The organism is Acrocarpospora sp. B8E8, assembly GCF_039871605.1.
In the GTDB taxonomy this organism is placed as follows: domain Bacteria; phylum Actinomycetota; class Actinomycetes; order Streptosporangiales; family Streptosporangiaceae; genus Acrocarpospora; species Acrocarpospora macrocephala.
Window position 1 is genome coordinate 28,899 of sequence record NZ_JBDPLV010000025.1, and the last position, 14,428, is coordinate 43,326.

The following is a 14,428-nucleotide window of genomic DNA, read 5'->3' on the forward strand; positions in this document are numbered from 1 at the left end:
GGTCCGGCCGGGGCCGCCCTTCTGGATTGGCAGGCCCATGAACCTTCCCGATCAGGTCGCCGAAGCCCTGCTCGCCCCGCTCGTGGATCAGCACTGTCGCGGGGTGCGCCGTGACGACCTGGTCAGGTCCGCGTTCGAGACGCTGATCGCGGCGAGCGGGACGCCCGCGCCGCCGGGGACGACGCACTTCGACAGCCCCATCGGGATGGCCGTGCGGCGCTGGTGCGCGCCCGTGCTGGGCCTGGAGCCGCACGTGCCGCCCGCCGTCTACCTGGCCAGACGCCTGGAACTCGGCGCGGCCGAGGTGAACCGGCTGCTGCTGCGGGCGGCCGGCGTGGTGGCCTTCCTGATGGACGGCGGGGATGAGCAGGATGTGCTGTCCGTCGCCGAGACCGGGCGACTCGGCGGGGCCGCCGCCGACGAGATCGTCCGGCTGGAGAGGATCGAGGAGGAGATCGCCGCCGACGGGCTGCCGTCGCTGGACTATCTGGATCGGCTGGCGCACGAGGTGGGGGTGCGCGCCTCCCGGTGTGTCGGGTTCTCCTCGGTCGTCGCGTACCGGTGCGGGCTGGATTTCGAGCCGGGCCGGCCGTCCCGGGGGCTGCTGCTGGCGGCGGCGGGGCGGCGGCTGGCCGACCCCAAGCAGCCGCTCACCGATCCGGTGCTGCTGCGCCACCTGCTCTGGATCGCCGTGGACGTGGCGCGGGAGCGCGCCCTGCCGATCCAGTTTCCGTGCGGGAACGGCGGGGACCGGCCGCATCGCGGCGATCCGGCGCTGATGACCGCGTTCATCCAGGCGCTGCTGCCGCTCAGCGTGCCGGTGATCCTGCTGGACTGCTACCCGTTCCACCGGCAGGCGGCGCATCTGGCCGCCGCCTTCCCGCACGTGTACGTGGGCGAGGCCACGACGGCGGTGCTGGGCGAGTTGCTGGAGCTGGTGCCCTTCCACAAACTGCTTTTCGGCTCCGGGGGAGCGGGCGTGGCCGAAACCTGCTTTCTGGGTGCCCATAATCACCGGCGCGGCCTGGGCCGGGTGATCGCCGACCGGCTCGAATCAGGCGATTGGTCGGCGGCCGACGCGGTTCGCGTTGCCCACATGCTGGGGTCCGCAAACGCGCGCCGTATATATCGTCTTTAAGTAGGAGGACAAGAGGTGGATCTTGGGCGGATAATCTCCCCTGATGAGTGCTATTGAGATTAGAAACCTATCGAAATCGTTCGGGCTCGTCCGAGCCGTCGACGATGTCTCCTTCACCGTGGAGGCCGGGACCGTCACCGGATACCTCGGGCCCAACGGTGCGGGCAAGACCACGACCTTGCGCTCGCTGCTCGGCCTGGTGACCCCCGACGCGGGGGAGGCCCTGGTGAACGGGCGGCGATACGCCTCGCTCGAGCACCCCCTCACCGAGGTGGGCGCCGTCCTTGAGGCCACGAGTTTCCATCCGGGCCGCACGGCCCGCAACCATTTGCGCATCATGTGCACCGCGGCGGGGCTGCCCGCCACCCGGGCCGACGAGGCGCTTGAGACGGTCGGCCTGGCGGACGCGGCGGGGAAGCGGGTCGGCGGCTTCTCCCTCGGCATGCGCCAGCGGCTGGCCCTGGGCTCCGCCCTGCTCGGCGAGCCCAAGATCTTCATCCTGGACGAGCCCGCCAACGGCCTGGACCCGTCGGGCATCCAGTGGCTGCGCGGCTTCCTGCGCCACCTGGCCCACGAGCGCGGGGCCGCCGTGCTGGTCTCCAGCCACGTGCTGTCCGAGGTGGAGCAGACCGTGGACAACGTTGTGATCATCGCGCGCGGCAAGCTGGTCCGGCAGGGCTCGCTGGCCGATCTGACCCAGAACGGCGACAGCGCCGTCCGGGTCAGGACCGCCGCCGACTTCCGGCCCGCGCTGGAGGCGGCCGGCGCCCGGGTGGACGAGGTCGAACCCGGCCTGCTCCGGGTGTACGGGCTCGACGCAGAGGCCATCGGCCAGCTGGCCCTGGACAACCGGGTCCTGCTGACCGAGGTCACCCAGGAGCGCTCGGACCTGCAGCAGGTCTTCCTCGAACTCACCGAGGACACCCCGGTCGCGGCGGAGGGCGTCAAATGAGCAACCTGATCCGCGCCGAGCTGCAGAAGCTCTTCAGCACCCGCATCTGGTGGGCGATGCTCATCGTGATGCTCCTGCTGACCGGCCTCAGCCTGACCTTCATCGTGATCTTCGCCGGTGATCCTCCCCAGAACGGCGCGCCGGGGCTGCCCGCCCTGGATGACCCGGCCTGGCTGCCGATCGGCCTGTCCACCGCCTCGGGCGGCACCATCTTCACGATGATCCTCGGCGTCATCATGATGACCAGCGAGTACCGGTACCAGACCATCACCGGCACCTTCCTCACCACGCCGCAGCGGGGCCGGGTCATCGCGGGCAAGCTGGGCGCGGGCGTGCTCGTCGGCATGCTGTTCGCGGTGATCTCCCTGCTGGTCGTCGGCGCGGTCTGCGTCACCGCCGTCCTGATCGCGGGCGGCGAGGTCAGCCTGACCGGCAACCGGGTGCCGCAGATCGTCATCGGCGTCTTCGCCAGCCTTGCCCTCTACGCCTTGTTCGGCATCGGTCTCGGCGCCCTGATCCGCAACCAGATCGCGGCCCTGATCGGCGCGATCGTCTGGGCCTACGTGATCGAGTCCATCTTCGCGGCGATCCCGGCCCTGCAGGTCGTCGGCAAGTGGCTGCCCGGCGGCGGCTCGCAGGCGCTCATGAGCATCGACGTCGACACCGGCCTCGGCCGGCCGGACCTGCTCCCGGCCTGGGGCGGCGCGCTGCTCCTGGTCGGCTACGCGGTGCTGTTCGCCGCCGTCGCCAACCTCACCACGACCAAGCGCGACATCACCTGAGCCGGAGGCGTGCCGGTACGGCGGTGCCGTACCGGCACGCGATCTTCTTCTAGGCTGAAGGTCATGGTAAAGATCCAGAGTGATGTCACCGTCGAACTGGTCAAGCACAGCGCGTCCGACAGCGACGTGCTGTGGGCGGCGCGGGTCTCGACGGCGGGGGAGCAGTCACTGGAAGAGGTCCACAAGGATCCGCAGCGGTCCAAGGGGCTGATCAACTTCCTCATGCGCGACCGGCACGGCAGCCCGTTCGAGCACAACTCGATGACCTTCTTCATCAGCGCGCCCATCTTCGTGTTCCGCGAGTTCCACCGGCACCGGGTCTGGTCGTACAACGAGGAGAGCGGGCGCTACCGGGAGCTGCAGCCCGTCTTCTACGTGCCGGGCAAGGATCGCAAGCTCGTGCAGGAGGGGCGGCCCGGCAAGTACGTGTTCGCCGACGGCACCGACGAGCAGCACGCGCTGGTCGAGCGGGTCATGGAGGCGTCCTACCGGCAGTCGTACGCCGCCTACCAGGAGATGCTGGAGGCCGGGATCGCGCGTGAGGTGGCCCGCGCGGTGCTCCCGGTGGGGCTGTTCTCCTCCATGTACGCGACGTGCAACGCCCGGGCGCTGATGCACTTCCTGTCGTTGCGCACCAAGGACGACCGGGCCGCGGTGCCGTCCTTCCCGCAGCGGGAGATCGAGATGGTGGCCGAGAAGATGGAGGCGCTCTGGGCCGAGCTGATGCCGCTCACCCACGAGGCCTTCAACGGCAACGGCCGCGTCGCTCCCTAGCTGTGTCTATGGCCGCGCCTCCGGCACGGCGGGCTTAGCCGCGCCTGTGTCTTCCCTCGTCACTCCGGCCGCTCCGCGACCTGCGTTCCTCAGTCCAGACACAGGCGCGGCTAAGCCAACGCCGGGAGGACGTACACCTCCGCCCCTGGGGGGAGGGCGCAGTCCAGGCCGCCGAAGCGGCGGGCGTTCTCGCCGCACACGAAGATGCTGATGTGGCGGCGCAGGCTGCCGTACTCGTCGCGCAGTCGCTCCTCCAGCGACGGGTGGGTGCGGCGGAGCGTGTCGAGCGCTCCGCCCAGGGTCGGCAGGTCGTCGTCGGAGGCGGCGACGGCGAACACCTTGACCTCGGTCAGGTCGCCGACCCAGTGGCGGAGCGTGCTCGGCAGCACGAACGTGACCAGCGTGACCGGTTTGGCCACTACAGCACCGCCGCTCGCGTGGTGAAGACGTCGGGCAGGCGGCGGGCGATCAGGTTCCAGCTCTCGCCCTCGTCGGTGGAGCCGTAGACCTCGCCGTCCCGGGTGCCGAAGAACAGCCCGGCGGCGGAGGCGGTCATGGCGTCGCGCAGGATCGAGGAGTAGACAGGCTCGTCCGGCAGGCCCTGGGCGAGGGCCCGCCAGCTGTCGCCCGCGTCGTCGGTGCGGAAGACCTGATACCGATGCCCGACCGGGCTGCGATCCATATCCCCATGGAGAGGGAAAACGAACGCGGTGTCCGGCTTATCGTGATTTATCACGATTGGGAAGCCGAAGTCCGACGGCAGGCTGTCGCCGATCGATGTCCAGTTCGTGCCGAAATCGTCGGATCGGTAGACGCCCCAGTGGTGCTGCAGGAACAGCCGCTCGGGCCGCGCCGGGTGGTTGGCCACCTTGTGCACGCACTGCCCGAACTCCGGATACTGGCTCCCCTCCGGGTTGAACGGCACCTTGATCCCGCGGTTGGCGGGCTCCCAGGTGCCGCCGCCGTCCTCGCTCCGGAAGAAACCCGCCGTGGAGACGGCTATCCCGATCCTGGCCGGATCGGTGGCGTGCGGGATCACCGTGTGCAGGCACATGCCGCCCCCGCCCGGCACCCACTGCGGCCGGGTCGGGTGATCCCAGAGCCCCTCCATCAGCCGGTAGCTCCGGCCGCCGTCCTCGGAGCGGAACAGCGCCGCCGGCTCGGCCCCCGCCCAGACCACGCCCGGCTCGGTCGGCGACGGCTGGAGCTGCCACACTTTCTCCAGCGTCGTGCCCGTCCGCTCGGGAAAGGCCACCGGCGGCTTCTCCGCCTCCTGCCAGGTCGCGCCGAGATCGTCCGACCAGAGCACGGAGGGCCCGAAGTGCCCCCACTCGATCGCGGCGATCACCCGCGGCGTCTCCGTCCGGGTGTCGATCGTCACCGCGTGCACGGCCACATTGGCGAAATGCACCGGATCCATCTTGTACGGGCCGTTGCTGGACGATCGGGCGAGAAACAGCCCTTTGCGGGTTCCGATCGCGAGCAGTGCGTCCATAAGGAGACCTCCTTGGGATATGGGCGAAGTCCCGTGGCGGACGGCTCAGGCCCCATGCTGCCAGTCAGGCCGGGATCGTGCGGGTGGACGTGAGATTACAGCTCCCCCTGGATCGTGTCCCGGTGGATCCGATTCAGCGGAATCCCGGCGCGCTGCAGGCGTCGCACGGTCTCGTTGACCATACCGGCCGGCCCGCAGACGTAGACCTCGTGCTCCGCCCAGGAGTGGAACCGCGCCATCACGTCGGGCACCTGGCCGCGCATGCCGTCGTAGGCGGGCTCCTCCGAGACGATCGGCATCACCCGCAACCAGGGGAACCCCGACTCCATCCGGACCAGATCCGGCATGTCGTAGAGGTCACAGGCCCGGCGAGCGCCGACCAGCAGGTGCACGTTGGGCCGCTTGCCCGAGGCGATCACCTGCTCGACGATCGCCTTCAGCGGCGCCAGGCCGGTGCCGCCCGCCACGCACAGGAGATCGCGGCCCGAGTCGGTCAGCGCCATCGTGCCCACCGGCGGCCCGAGCAGCACCTGGTCGCCGATCCGGGTGTGCAGGGCCAGCGCCGTGCTCACCCAGCCGCCGGGCAGGGCCCGCACGTGCAACCGGATCGTGTTGTCCTCCCGCGGCCTGTTGGCGATCGAGTACGTCCGCCAGACGCGCGGCCAGCGGGCGGTCTGCACGCTGACGTACTGGCCCGGGCTGAAGTCCAGGCGCTGGCCCGGGCGGAGCGTGACCACGGCGATGTCGGGCGCGCGCAACTCGTGGTCGATCACCTCCGCCAGCCACCAGGCCGGGGACACCCCCGCGTCCGCGTCGGCCGACCCGATCATCAGATCGGCGGCGGCCGTGTACGCGGCCACCCAGGCGGCCTCGACCTCGGAGTTCCACGCCTCGGCGGCGAACCGCTTGATCGTGGCGACCAGCGCGTTGCCGACCGCGGTGTAGTGCTCGGCCATGACGCCGTACTTGCGGTGATCGCGGCCCAGCTGTCCCAGATACCCCCCCAGGCTGCCCGGGCTGTCGAGCATCCAGACGATTCGGGTGAGCGCGCCGAACAGGCGGTCGCGCTGCACGTCCATGGCCGGAGGGAACATTCCCCTCAAATGTGGATTTTCCGCGAAAAGGCGCCCATAGAAGTACGCGGCGGCCTTCTCCGCGACGGGCTCGATGGCCGAGAAACTCTCTTTGACGAGGCGCGGATTTAACGACATGTGCGTGAGTCCCACCCTAGGAGACCGGAAATCGACTCCGGTCTAGTCCATCCACCTCCCTGACGGCTCCGGGTGATGAGCGCCCAGCGGCCCCGGCTCAACCGGACACTCATTTCGGAGTGTTCCACTCGCACTCGGGCGTCACAACTGTTTCCCTACAAGGTGGTGCGAAAGCGCACCCTGAGTAATGGGAAAGTCATCCTCCGTGATTATGGATGGGCTTATTTCGGACAATGAAGGTGAGGGGCCTTCACGTTGATCGGGAGTGCTGCCATTGATACGTGGGATACGTGACAAAACCGAAATCGAGTACGCCATGATGGGCTTGCCGTCGCGAAGAACCCTCTGGAGAACGCCATGCCCCGTCCGCTCGTTGGCATCACCACCTATCTGGAGGCCGCCCGCTGGGGCACCTGGGTGAGGGAGGCGGTGCTGTCCCCGCAGGCGTACGCGCGCGCGGTGGAGAAGGCGGGCGGATTGCCGGTGCTGCTCCCGCCCCTCAGCCCCGCCGGCGCCGAGGACCACCTCCGCGGCCTCGACGCCCTCCTCCTCGCCGGCGGCGCCGAACTCGACCCCGGCATGTACGGCGAGCCCCGCGACTCCCGCGTCGACGAGCCCCAGCCCCACCGCGACCGCTTCGAACTCGCCCTCACCCGCGCCGCCATCGCCGCCGGCCTCCCCCTCCTCGGCATCTCCCGCGGCCTGCACATGCTCAACGTCGCCCAGGGCGGCACCCTCATCCCCTGGCTCCCCGAGGTCGTCCACCACGACCGCCACGCCACCGCCCGCCACACCATCACCGTCAGCGTCTCCAGCAAGACCGGCAAAGCCATCGGCGACCGCGCCGAGGTCACCGGCCCCCACCAGCAGTCCGTCAAACGCCTCGGCACCAACCTCCTGGCCGTCGCCTGGGCCGACGACCAGATCGTCGAAGCCATCGAACTCCAGGGCCACCGCTTCGCCGTCGGCGTCCAATGGCACCCCGAACGCACCGAGGACAACCGCCTGATCGAAGCCCTGATCGACGCGGCCCGCCCCTAAGGGGTAACGCCCCGCCACCGTCCGGGCACCACGGTGTTGGCGGGGTCGGGCGGAGCCCGAGGGCAGTCAAAGGGCTGGGCGGGTGGGAACAACCACCGTTTCGTCAGAACTCCTCGTCGGCGACGAGACGGCGGACCACGCCGAGGTGGGAGTCGAGTTCGCCGGGTTCGAAGCGGCACATGGCGATGGCGTACCAGAACTCGCCGTGGACGTCGCCCTCCTGCTTGTAGCGGCCGTCCGGAGCGAAGGAGGCCCAGCCGTCGGGGATGCCCAGGAGTGTGACCTTGCGGGTGGGTTCGGGGGTGCTGAGGTCCCACAGGATGATCGTGCCGTCGTCCCCGGCTGAGGCCATCAGCGGCTCGGTGGGGGAGAACACGACGGAGAAGACGCGGCGCGCGTGGCCGGGCAGCGTGTGCAGGTGCTCGCCGGTGCCGCCCCGGTGGTTGTGCCGGATCGCGTTGTCCACCAGGTTGCGTACCAGGCGATCGAGCAGGACCGGATCGCCGGTGACCGGAGCGGAACGCAGATCGGTGGTCATCGACAGTCCCGCGGTCTCGGCCTCGTCGTCCGCCTCGGCCAGCGCGCCGGCCGCGGTGATCGCCAGATCGTGCGGCTCGCGGGCGATGACACCGCTGTCGCTGTGGGCCAGCGCCAGCAGGCCGTCCAGCAGGCGTTCGGCCCGGCCGGTCGCGGTCAGCACGCGCCGGCCCATGGCCTCCCACTGCGCGATCGTGCTCTCCCGCTTGGCCAGCAGCACCTCCGCGCCGGTACGGACGATCGCGAGCGGGGTGCGCAGCTCGTGCGAAGCGTCGGCGACGAACCTGCGCTGGCTGTTGAAGGAGGCCTCCAGCCTGGCCACCATCTCGTCGAAGGTGCCGGCCAGTTCGGTGAGCTCGTCGCGCGGGCCGGTGAGGGCGACGCGCTCGTGCAGCCGGTCCTGGGAGATCCGCCGGGCGGGGTTTGAGGCCGGTGGTGGTGAGTTCGTCGGCCAGCGTGTGCAGGAAACCTTTCAGGGCGTCGACGATCTCCAGGTAGGTGAGCGGCTGGCGGGCCCGGCTGCCGCCGCGTTTGGCCGAAATGCCGAAGCCCTGCCAGCCCGCGAACTCCTGGCTGCGCTCATCGGCGACCATCCCTGAAGCCTCCTGTCCACGTCCTTCCGACAGGATGGCGTGGCTCAGCCCCGCGCGTCAGCGCCGTACGGCACCGACATACCGCGACGCTTCGTAATCTCGGCCAGTCGCGCCTCCAGCCGCTCCCGCCGCTCGGGCCACTCCGACGCGACAATGGAGTACATCGCCGAGTCGCGCAGCCGACCCTCCTCACCCGGTGCCCACGACGGCGACCAGTTTCGAAGCACGCCCTCGAACCGCGCGCCCACGGACTCGATCGCGGCACGAGAACGGCTGTTGCGCGCGTCGGTCTTCAGATCAACCCGCGCCACACCCCAGGTCTCGAAGGCATGCCGGAACAGGAGCAACTTCGCCTCCGCGTTCACGCCCGAGCCCTGGGCGGACGCGCCCAGCCAGGTGAACCCGACCTCGATCGCGCAGAGCCGGTCCGTGCCCGGCCACAGGCGCGGGTCCCAGTACGCGGTCGCGCCGACCGCTCGGCCCGTCACACGGTCCACCTGCGCATACGGCGCGAGCCGGCCAGACGCGGCCCGGACCAGTTGCGCATCGATGTACCGGTCGACCTCGTTCGCCTTCGGCACCCAGGTGAACGCGTACGTGCCGCGGTCCTCCTGCGCCGCCACAGCCAGATCCGCGGCATGACCTTGTTCCAAAGGCTCCAGCCGAACCAGCGTGCCGTCCAGGATCGGCCCTTCCAGCGTGAATCCCATGAAGTTCCTTCCTCACCATGACAGATCCCATCCCTGGGGCCTCCTGTCCACGTCCTCCCGACAGGATGACCACATTTGCTCCCCATGGGAGGCGTGGCTTAGCCCTGCGCGTCAGCGTGATACGGCATCAGCGCCCTCGTGCTGGGGTGCGCAGCCCTTCAGCACGAGGGCGACCAGCGCGTTCGCGTCGTCGGCGGTGGGCGGGCGCTGCCGGGCGAGAACGCGGTACAGCAGCGAGCCCACCAGGGTCGAGGCGACCGTGGGCAGGTCGGCGCCGGAGTCGATCTGCCCGGCCCGCTGGGCGCTTGCCAGGCGTTGCAGCAGCGACGTCTCGTGCGGCTCGGTGAAGTGCCGGTACAGACGATCGGCGACCTCCTGGTTGTCCACCGTGGCGGCGGTCAGGGCGAGGACCAGGCCCGAGCCCTCTGGCGACGTCAGCCGTGCCACCCAGGCACGCGACCATTCGCGCAGATCGTTGGCGATATAACCGCTATCGGGGAGCGGCTCCACCTGCTGCGACAGGCCCCCGCTCAACGCCGCCTCGGCGACCACGGCGCTCTTCGAACCCCACCAGCGGTAGACGGTCTGCTTGCCCACCCCGGCCCGGCCGGCGATCCCCTCGATGGTCAGCCGCTCGTACCCCACCGCCGCGAGCAGGAACCGGGTCGCTTCGAGAATCGCCAGCCGCGAAGCCTCGCTGCGCTTGCGGCCACTTGACATGACACCAGCGTAGGCACCTCCGGTAGTCTCCATTACGAGACGTATCGTCTCGAAATCTCGGATTGGGGTCACAGACATGGCGTACGGAGTATTGGTCGTGGTCGGAACCGGCGGCATGGGCGTCGCGGCGGCGCGCCGGATCGGGCCCGGAAAGCGCGTTCTGCTCGCCGATTTCAACGAGGCGGCGCTGGACGCGGTAGCCGGCGCGCTCCGCGACGAAGGGCACGACGTCACGACTCAGGTCGTGGACGTCTCATCCGGGGAGTCCGTCCACGAACTCGCCCGTACCGCGGCTCGGCTCGGCCCGGTCACGCAGGTGCTCCACACGGCCGGGCTCTCCCCGGCGCAGGCGCCCGTGGAGGCGATCCTGCGGGTCGACCTGCTCGGCGTCGCGCTCGTGCTGGACGAGTTCGCCGAGGTCGTCTCCCCGGGAGGCGCCGGTCTGGTCATCGCCAGCATGTCCGGGCATCTCATGCCGCCCCCGCCCCCCGAGGTGGAGATCCAGCTCGCGACGACCCCCACCGGCGAGCTGCTGAACCTTCCCGCCGCTTCCCCCGGCGCGTTCGCTTCCCCCGGCCACGCTTACTCCTTCTCCAAGCGGGCCAACCAAGTACGCGTTCGCGCCGCGAGCACGCAGTGGGGCCGGAAGGGAGCACGTGTCAACACCATCAGCCCCGGCGTCATCTCCACGAAGATGGGTCGGCAGGAGCTGGCCTCACCCTCCGGCGCGTTCATGCGAGCGATGGTCGACGGCTCCGGCACCGGCCGCCTCGGCTCTCCCGACGACATCGCCTCCGCCGCCGCGTTCTTGCTGTCGGACGCCGCCTCGTTCATCACCGGCACCGACCTCCTGGTGGACGGCGGCGCCGTGGCCGCCGTGTTCACCGGCCACACCGCGCTGTCGATGGCCGCGAGCTGACCCCCGTACGACCCGACAACAGGAGACGTGACCATGCCCATCAGCGCGCTGGACCCGACAACCGCACTCCTCGTGATCGATCTTCAACACGCCACCGTCAGGAACCCCACCGTCCACCCGATCGACGGCATCGTCGCCAACGCCGCCCGGCTCGCCTCGGCGTTCCGCCGCCACGGCCTCCCGGTGGCCCTGGTCAGCGCCGACCTGAACGAGCCGCCCCCAGGGCGTACGGAGCTTGGCCGGCCCAGGGCGCCGATTCCGGCGGACGCGCTCGAGATCGTTCCCGGGCTCGCGCCGCAGCCCGGCGACATCAGGATCACGAAGCGGGGATGGAGCGCGTTCGCCGGCACCGCGCTCGACGCGAGGCTCGCCGAGCGGGACGTCACGCAGGTCGTCATCGCGGGGATCGCGACCAGTTTCGGCGTCGAGTCCACGGCCCGGCACGCCTACGACGCGGGTTACCACGTGACGATCGCCTTGGACGCGATAACCGACCTCGACGCGCAGTCACACGAACGCGGTGTAACCAGGGTTTTCCCCGTACTGGGCGAGACCGGCACCACCGATCAAATCCTCACGCTGCTCGCTTCATCCGATGTCGCGGCCCCATTCTGAGGGCGACCGATCTCATAACGCGGGGACGGGAATGTGAGGGAGAAGCAACACGGAGCGTTCTTGATGGGGGATTGCCGTGCGCATACGCTCCGCAGGAGGGAACGGATGCGTGCGGCATGGCAAAAATGTTCGACACCGCGCTGCGGATCGACGCGGCGGGACCCGGTGGGATTCCCATCCTTAACAATCTTCGTTTTCTACGGCATTCCGCCTGGTACGCGCTGGATCGGGTCGCACCAAAGTTTCCCGGGCCGGTCGTACCGTTGACCGGTGGGAACGGGTCGGTCGTCCTGCTCAGGGGCGAGGAGGCGGTCCGGCGGTATTTCACCGACAACGACACCTTTCACCGGCTGAGCGATGGCCTCTTCACGCTGCCGGAAGGGCGGCCCTGGTCGCGGATGTTCGACGCCGTCATCACCTTCAACGGGGAGCGGCATCGTCGGGCACGCAAGCTGCTCATGCCCGTCGTGCACAAAAGCGCGATGGAGCATTACGCGGTGATATTCGCCGACACCTTCAAGCGGACCAGATTCGCCGCGTCCGATAGCGAGCCGTTCGACATGGCGGCCGAATTCCTCGACGTCACCCGGGCCAACATGCTCACCTGCCTGCTCGGCCTCGAACCGGACGAGGAGAACGTCGCCCTCGCCCACGCCGTCCACCGGCTGCTCCAGGCCACGCTGAACCCGATGGTCTTCATGTACCAGAAGGAACGCGACTGGACCCCGTACGGCAGGTGGACCCGGCAGGTCGCCGGCGTCTACGACCGGCTGGCCGAGATCATCGAGCGCAAGCGCGCCGAGGAGCCCCGCCCGGACGCGTTGTCCATCCTCTGCCACACCACCGACGAGAACGGCGACTCGCTGACCACGCCCGAGATCGCGGGCGAACTGCACGGCCTGTTCGCGGCCGGGTTCGAGACCACCGCGATGTCGATGACGTGGGCGTTGCTGACCATCCTCGGCACGCCCGACCTGGAGATCTCCAGCGAGGAACAACTGGACGCCGTCGTCAGGGAGTCGCAACGGCTGATCCCGACCGTGCCGCTCTCCCTGCCGCGACGCGTGACGCGTGAGGTCGAGATCGACGGAGCGCCGCCGATCCCCCGTGGCGCGCTGGCCTTCACGGCCCCGCTGCTCGAACACCGCGACCCGGTGGCGTTCCCCGATCCCGGCGCCTTCCTCCCGTCGCGCTGGACCGACGCCCGCCCCTCGCCGTACGCGTTCCTGCCGTACGGCGTCGGCCAGCGGCGCTGCCTGGGAGCATCCTTCGCGGACCTCCAGATCAGGACGACACTCGCCCTCATCCTCGCCTCCGGCCGACCGCAACTGCTCACCACCGAGGTCGACTACCGCATCAAATCCGGCGCGACGGCGTTCCCAAAGAAGCCGATCATGGTCAGAACGGGCGGCAACGCCTCCACCCCCGGGCCGGTCACCGGCACCGTCACCAAGCTGTGGAACCGGTCACCAGCGGGTTGATTGCAGCGCCTGCCGACAGCGTCATCCGATCAGGTCACTGATCTTGCCCGGTTCCTCCTCGCCCGGAGCCCTAGGGCCGAAGGAATTCTTACCCTGTGGGACCGAGGGCGATGAGCGGGTTGTGGAAGTCGTCGCGTGCCCAGCGGTTACCTCCGGCGATGTCGGTGAAGTTCAGCGGGCGTAGCGCGCCGATCGCGTAGCTACCTATTGACTGAACTCTCTTGTGTGTTTCCGCATTTCAGAGACAGGTCGTGAGGTCCTTCGCTACGTTGCCTGCCCATGGCCGGTGATGAGGAGGTTCCCCGAGATCTGGGGGCGTTAGCCGTCCCGTTGGTTGGTGTGTTACGGGAGACCGGAGATCCGTGGGAGCCGTATCGGCTTCTCGATCCGGCAGGCGAGCCGGTAGAGGCCACTGCGGCGTTCTTCCGTGATCTTCAGGCGTCGGGGCGATCTGAGTCCACTGTCCGCTCCTATGCTCACGATCTTCTGCGCTGGTTCCGGTTCCTCTGGGCGATCGAGACCCCCTGGAACCAGGCGACGCGGGTCGAGGCCCGCGACTTTTGCCGGTGGATGCTGGTGGCGGGCAAACCTGCCCGGCCCCACTGGCGGTATCCCGGCAAGGTTCCGGAGTCTGCGGCGGCGGGTGCCTATGCGCCGTCTGTCCGGGCGCACGCGGAGACGGTGCTGCGCAGCTTCTACGCCTTCCATCTGGAGACAGGCACCGGGCCGATAGTCAATCCGTTCCCGCTGGATCGATCCCGGCGAGGACGTGGTGCTCACGCCCATCACAACCCGATGGAGCCCCATCGCAATGAACGTTCCGGTCTGTTTCGGCCCAAAGTGCCCTCCCGGGTGCCGCGCAGCATCCCCGATGAGGAGTTCAACGAGATCTTCGCCCGGCTTCCATCGCACCGCGACCGGGCGCTGGTCGCTTTCTACGTCTCCACCGGAGCCCGTGCCTCCGAACTGCTATCGGCCACTCAAGGCGGTGTCGACCCGGGACGGCAACTGATCACCGTGGTCCGCAAGGGCAGCGGTGAACTGCAGGAACTTCCGGCATCCAGTGATGCGTTCGTCTGGTTGCGGCTCTACCAGTCGGAGACGGACAAGCTCATCCCCAAGGGACGGCGGCAGGGCATGGCGAGATGCCGAACATTACCAGCAGGCGATGGACGCTCGGCCGCACGATCTGCCATCCGTCCCAGAACTCGGCCGCTCCTTGCTGGCCGCCCCGGAAAACCTTGCCGATGGCAGTGCTCGAATGGCTGTGCAGCTGGCGACCCGGCCCGATGCTTGCGGCACGAAGCCATACGAGCATCGGGCCTGGTGGGTGAAGTACAACCACCCGGGTTCTTCTTATCGCCAGATCACCGCTGCCTCGTGGTAGTCGGCTGCGGCTCCTCGTCCGGCCGGATACCCTCCTGCGCTGGCACCGCGTTCTGTTGAAACAGCGTTACGCC

General features: G+C 69.1%; 16 protein-coding genes. 10 read left to right on the forward strand and 6 right to left on the reverse strand.

Features of this window, described 5'->3' with window-relative positions; genetic code table 11:
- Positions 1-37 precede the first annotated feature (37 nt).
- The 4 genes from ABGB08_RS23725 to thyX all read left to right on the forward strand — a co-directional run bounded on the left by ABGB08_RS23725 (position 38) and on the right by thyX (position 3,646).
- Entirely contained in the window at positions 38-1,138 is a 1,101-nt protein-coding gene (locus tag ABGB08_RS23725; RefSeq protein ID WP_347593765.1) for an amidohydrolase, read from the forward strand.
- A gap of 43 nt (positions 1,139-1,181) precedes the next feature.
- Complete coding sequence (locus ABGB08_RS23730) at positions 1,182-2,090, forward strand: ATP-binding cassette domain-containing protein (protein WP_347593767.1); 909 nt, start codon at positions 1,182-1,184, stop codon at positions 2,088-2,090.
- A complete protein-coding gene (locus ABGB08_RS23735; RefSeq protein ID WP_347593769.1) occupies positions 2,087-2,872 on the forward strand; it encodes an ABC transporter permease in 786 nt (261 codons plus the stop codon). Before ABGB08_RS23730 ends, ABGB08_RS23735 begins: the two co-directional genes overlap by 4 nt.
- A gap of 63 nt (positions 2,873-2,935) precedes the next feature.
- Positions 2,936-3,646 (forward strand): FAD-dependent thymidylate synthase, encoded by a 711-nt coding sequence (gene thyX, locus ABGB08_RS23740; protein ID WP_218041705.1) that lies wholly within the window; start codon positions 2,936-2,938, stop codon positions 3,644-3,646.
- 110 nt (positions 3,647-3,756) lie between these two features.
- Here thyX and ABGB08_RS23745 read toward each other — a convergent pair whose 3' ends face one another.
- The 3 genes from ABGB08_RS23745 to ABGB08_RS23755 all read right to left on the reverse strand — a co-directional run bounded on the left by ABGB08_RS23745 (position 3,757) and on the right by ABGB08_RS23755 (position 6,220).
- A complete protein-coding gene (locus tag ABGB08_RS23745) occupies positions 3,757-4,065 on the reverse strand; it encodes a molybdopterin synthase sulfur carrier subunit (protein ID WP_347593771.1) in 309 nt (102 codons plus the stop codon).
- On the reverse strand, positions 4,065-5,141 hold the full coding sequence (locus tag ABGB08_RS23750; RefSeq protein WP_347593773.1) for an exo-alpha-sialidase: 1,077 nt from the start codon (positions 5,139-5,141) through the stop codon (positions 4,065-4,067). The genes ABGB08_RS23745 and ABGB08_RS23750 overlap by 1 nt, the downstream gene beginning before the upstream one ends.
- A gap of 95 nt (positions 5,142-5,236) precedes the next feature.
- Positions 5,237-6,220 (reverse strand): FAD-binding oxidoreductase, encoded by a 984-nt coding sequence (locus ABGB08_RS23755; RefSeq protein WP_347593775.1) that lies wholly within the window; start codon positions 6,218-6,220, stop codon positions 5,237-5,239.
- 489 nt (positions 6,221-6,709) lie between these two features.
- Here ABGB08_RS23755 and ABGB08_RS23760 point away from each other — a divergent pair, with 489 nt between their 5' ends.
- The gene (locus tag ABGB08_RS23760; protein WP_347593777.1) at positions 6,710-7,393 is read left to right on the forward strand and encodes a gamma-glutamyl-gamma-aminobutyrate hydrolase family protein; all 684 of its coding nucleotides are present in this window, start codon (positions 6,710-6,712) and stop codon (positions 7,391-7,393) included.
- 103 nt (positions 7,394-7,496) lie between these two features.
- On the opposite strand, the gene ABGB08_RS23765 is transcribed toward ABGB08_RS23760, so the two are convergent.
- Entirely contained in the window at positions 7,497-8,255 is a 759-nt protein-coding gene (locus ABGB08_RS23765) for a histidine kinase dimerization/phospho-acceptor domain-containing protein (protein WP_347593779.1), read from the reverse strand.
- Between ABGB08_RS23765 and ABGB08_RS23770 the strand changes: the two genes are divergently transcribed.
- Positions 8,227-8,529, forward strand: a complete 303-nt coding sequence (locus ABGB08_RS23770; RefSeq protein ID WP_347593781.1) for a hypothetical protein — start codon at positions 8,227-8,229, stop codon at positions 8,527-8,529. The two genes, ABGB08_RS23765 and ABGB08_RS23770, sit on opposite strands and share 29 nt — an antisense overlap.
- Positions 8,530-8,567: 38 nt before the next feature.
- Here the strand turns inward: ABGB08_RS23770 and ABGB08_RS23775 are convergent, their stop codons facing one another.
- Together ABGB08_RS23775 and ABGB08_RS23780 are read right to left on the reverse strand one after the other, a co-directional pair.
- The gene (locus ABGB08_RS23775; RefSeq protein WP_347593783.1) at positions 8,568-9,233 is read right to left on the reverse strand and encodes a GNAT family protein; all 666 of its coding nucleotides are present in this window, start codon (positions 9,231-9,233) and stop codon (positions 8,568-8,570) included.
- A 111-nt stretch (positions 9,234-9,344) separates the two neighbouring features.
- A complete protein-coding gene (locus tag ABGB08_RS23780; RefSeq protein ID WP_347593785.1) occupies positions 9,345-9,953 on the reverse strand; it encodes a TetR/AcrR family transcriptional regulator in 609 nt (202 codons plus the stop codon).
- A gap of 76 nt (positions 9,954-10,029) precedes the next feature.
- Here ABGB08_RS23780 and ABGB08_RS23785 point away from each other — a divergent pair, with 76 nt between their 5' ends.
- The 4 genes from ABGB08_RS23785 (at position 10,030) to ABGB08_RS23800 (ending at position 14,414) form a co-directional block, all read left to right on the forward strand.
- On the forward strand, positions 10,030-10,872 hold the full coding sequence (locus ABGB08_RS23785; protein WP_347593787.1) for an SDR family oxidoreductase: 843 nt from the start codon (positions 10,030-10,032) through the stop codon (positions 10,870-10,872).
- Between the two features lie 33 nt (positions 10,873-10,905).
- Positions 10,906-11,487 carry a cysteine hydrolase gene (locus ABGB08_RS23790; protein ID WP_347593972.1) on the forward strand — a complete coding sequence of 194 codons (582 nt, stop codon included), beginning with the start codon at positions 10,906-10,908 and terminating at the stop codon, positions 11,485-11,487.
- Between the two features lie 116 nt (positions 11,488-11,603).
- A complete protein-coding gene (locus ABGB08_RS23795; RefSeq protein WP_347593789.1) occupies positions 11,604-12,968 on the forward strand; it encodes a cytochrome P450 in 1,365 nt (454 codons plus the stop codon).
- 279 nt (positions 12,969-13,247) lie between these two features.
- Positions 13,248-14,414 carry a site-specific integrase gene (locus ABGB08_RS23800; protein ID WP_347593791.1) on the forward strand — a complete coding sequence of 389 codons (1,167 nt, stop codon included), beginning with the start codon at positions 13,248-13,250 and terminating at the stop codon, positions 14,412-14,414.
- The last annotated feature ends 14 nt before the right edge of the window (positions 14,415-14,428 follow it).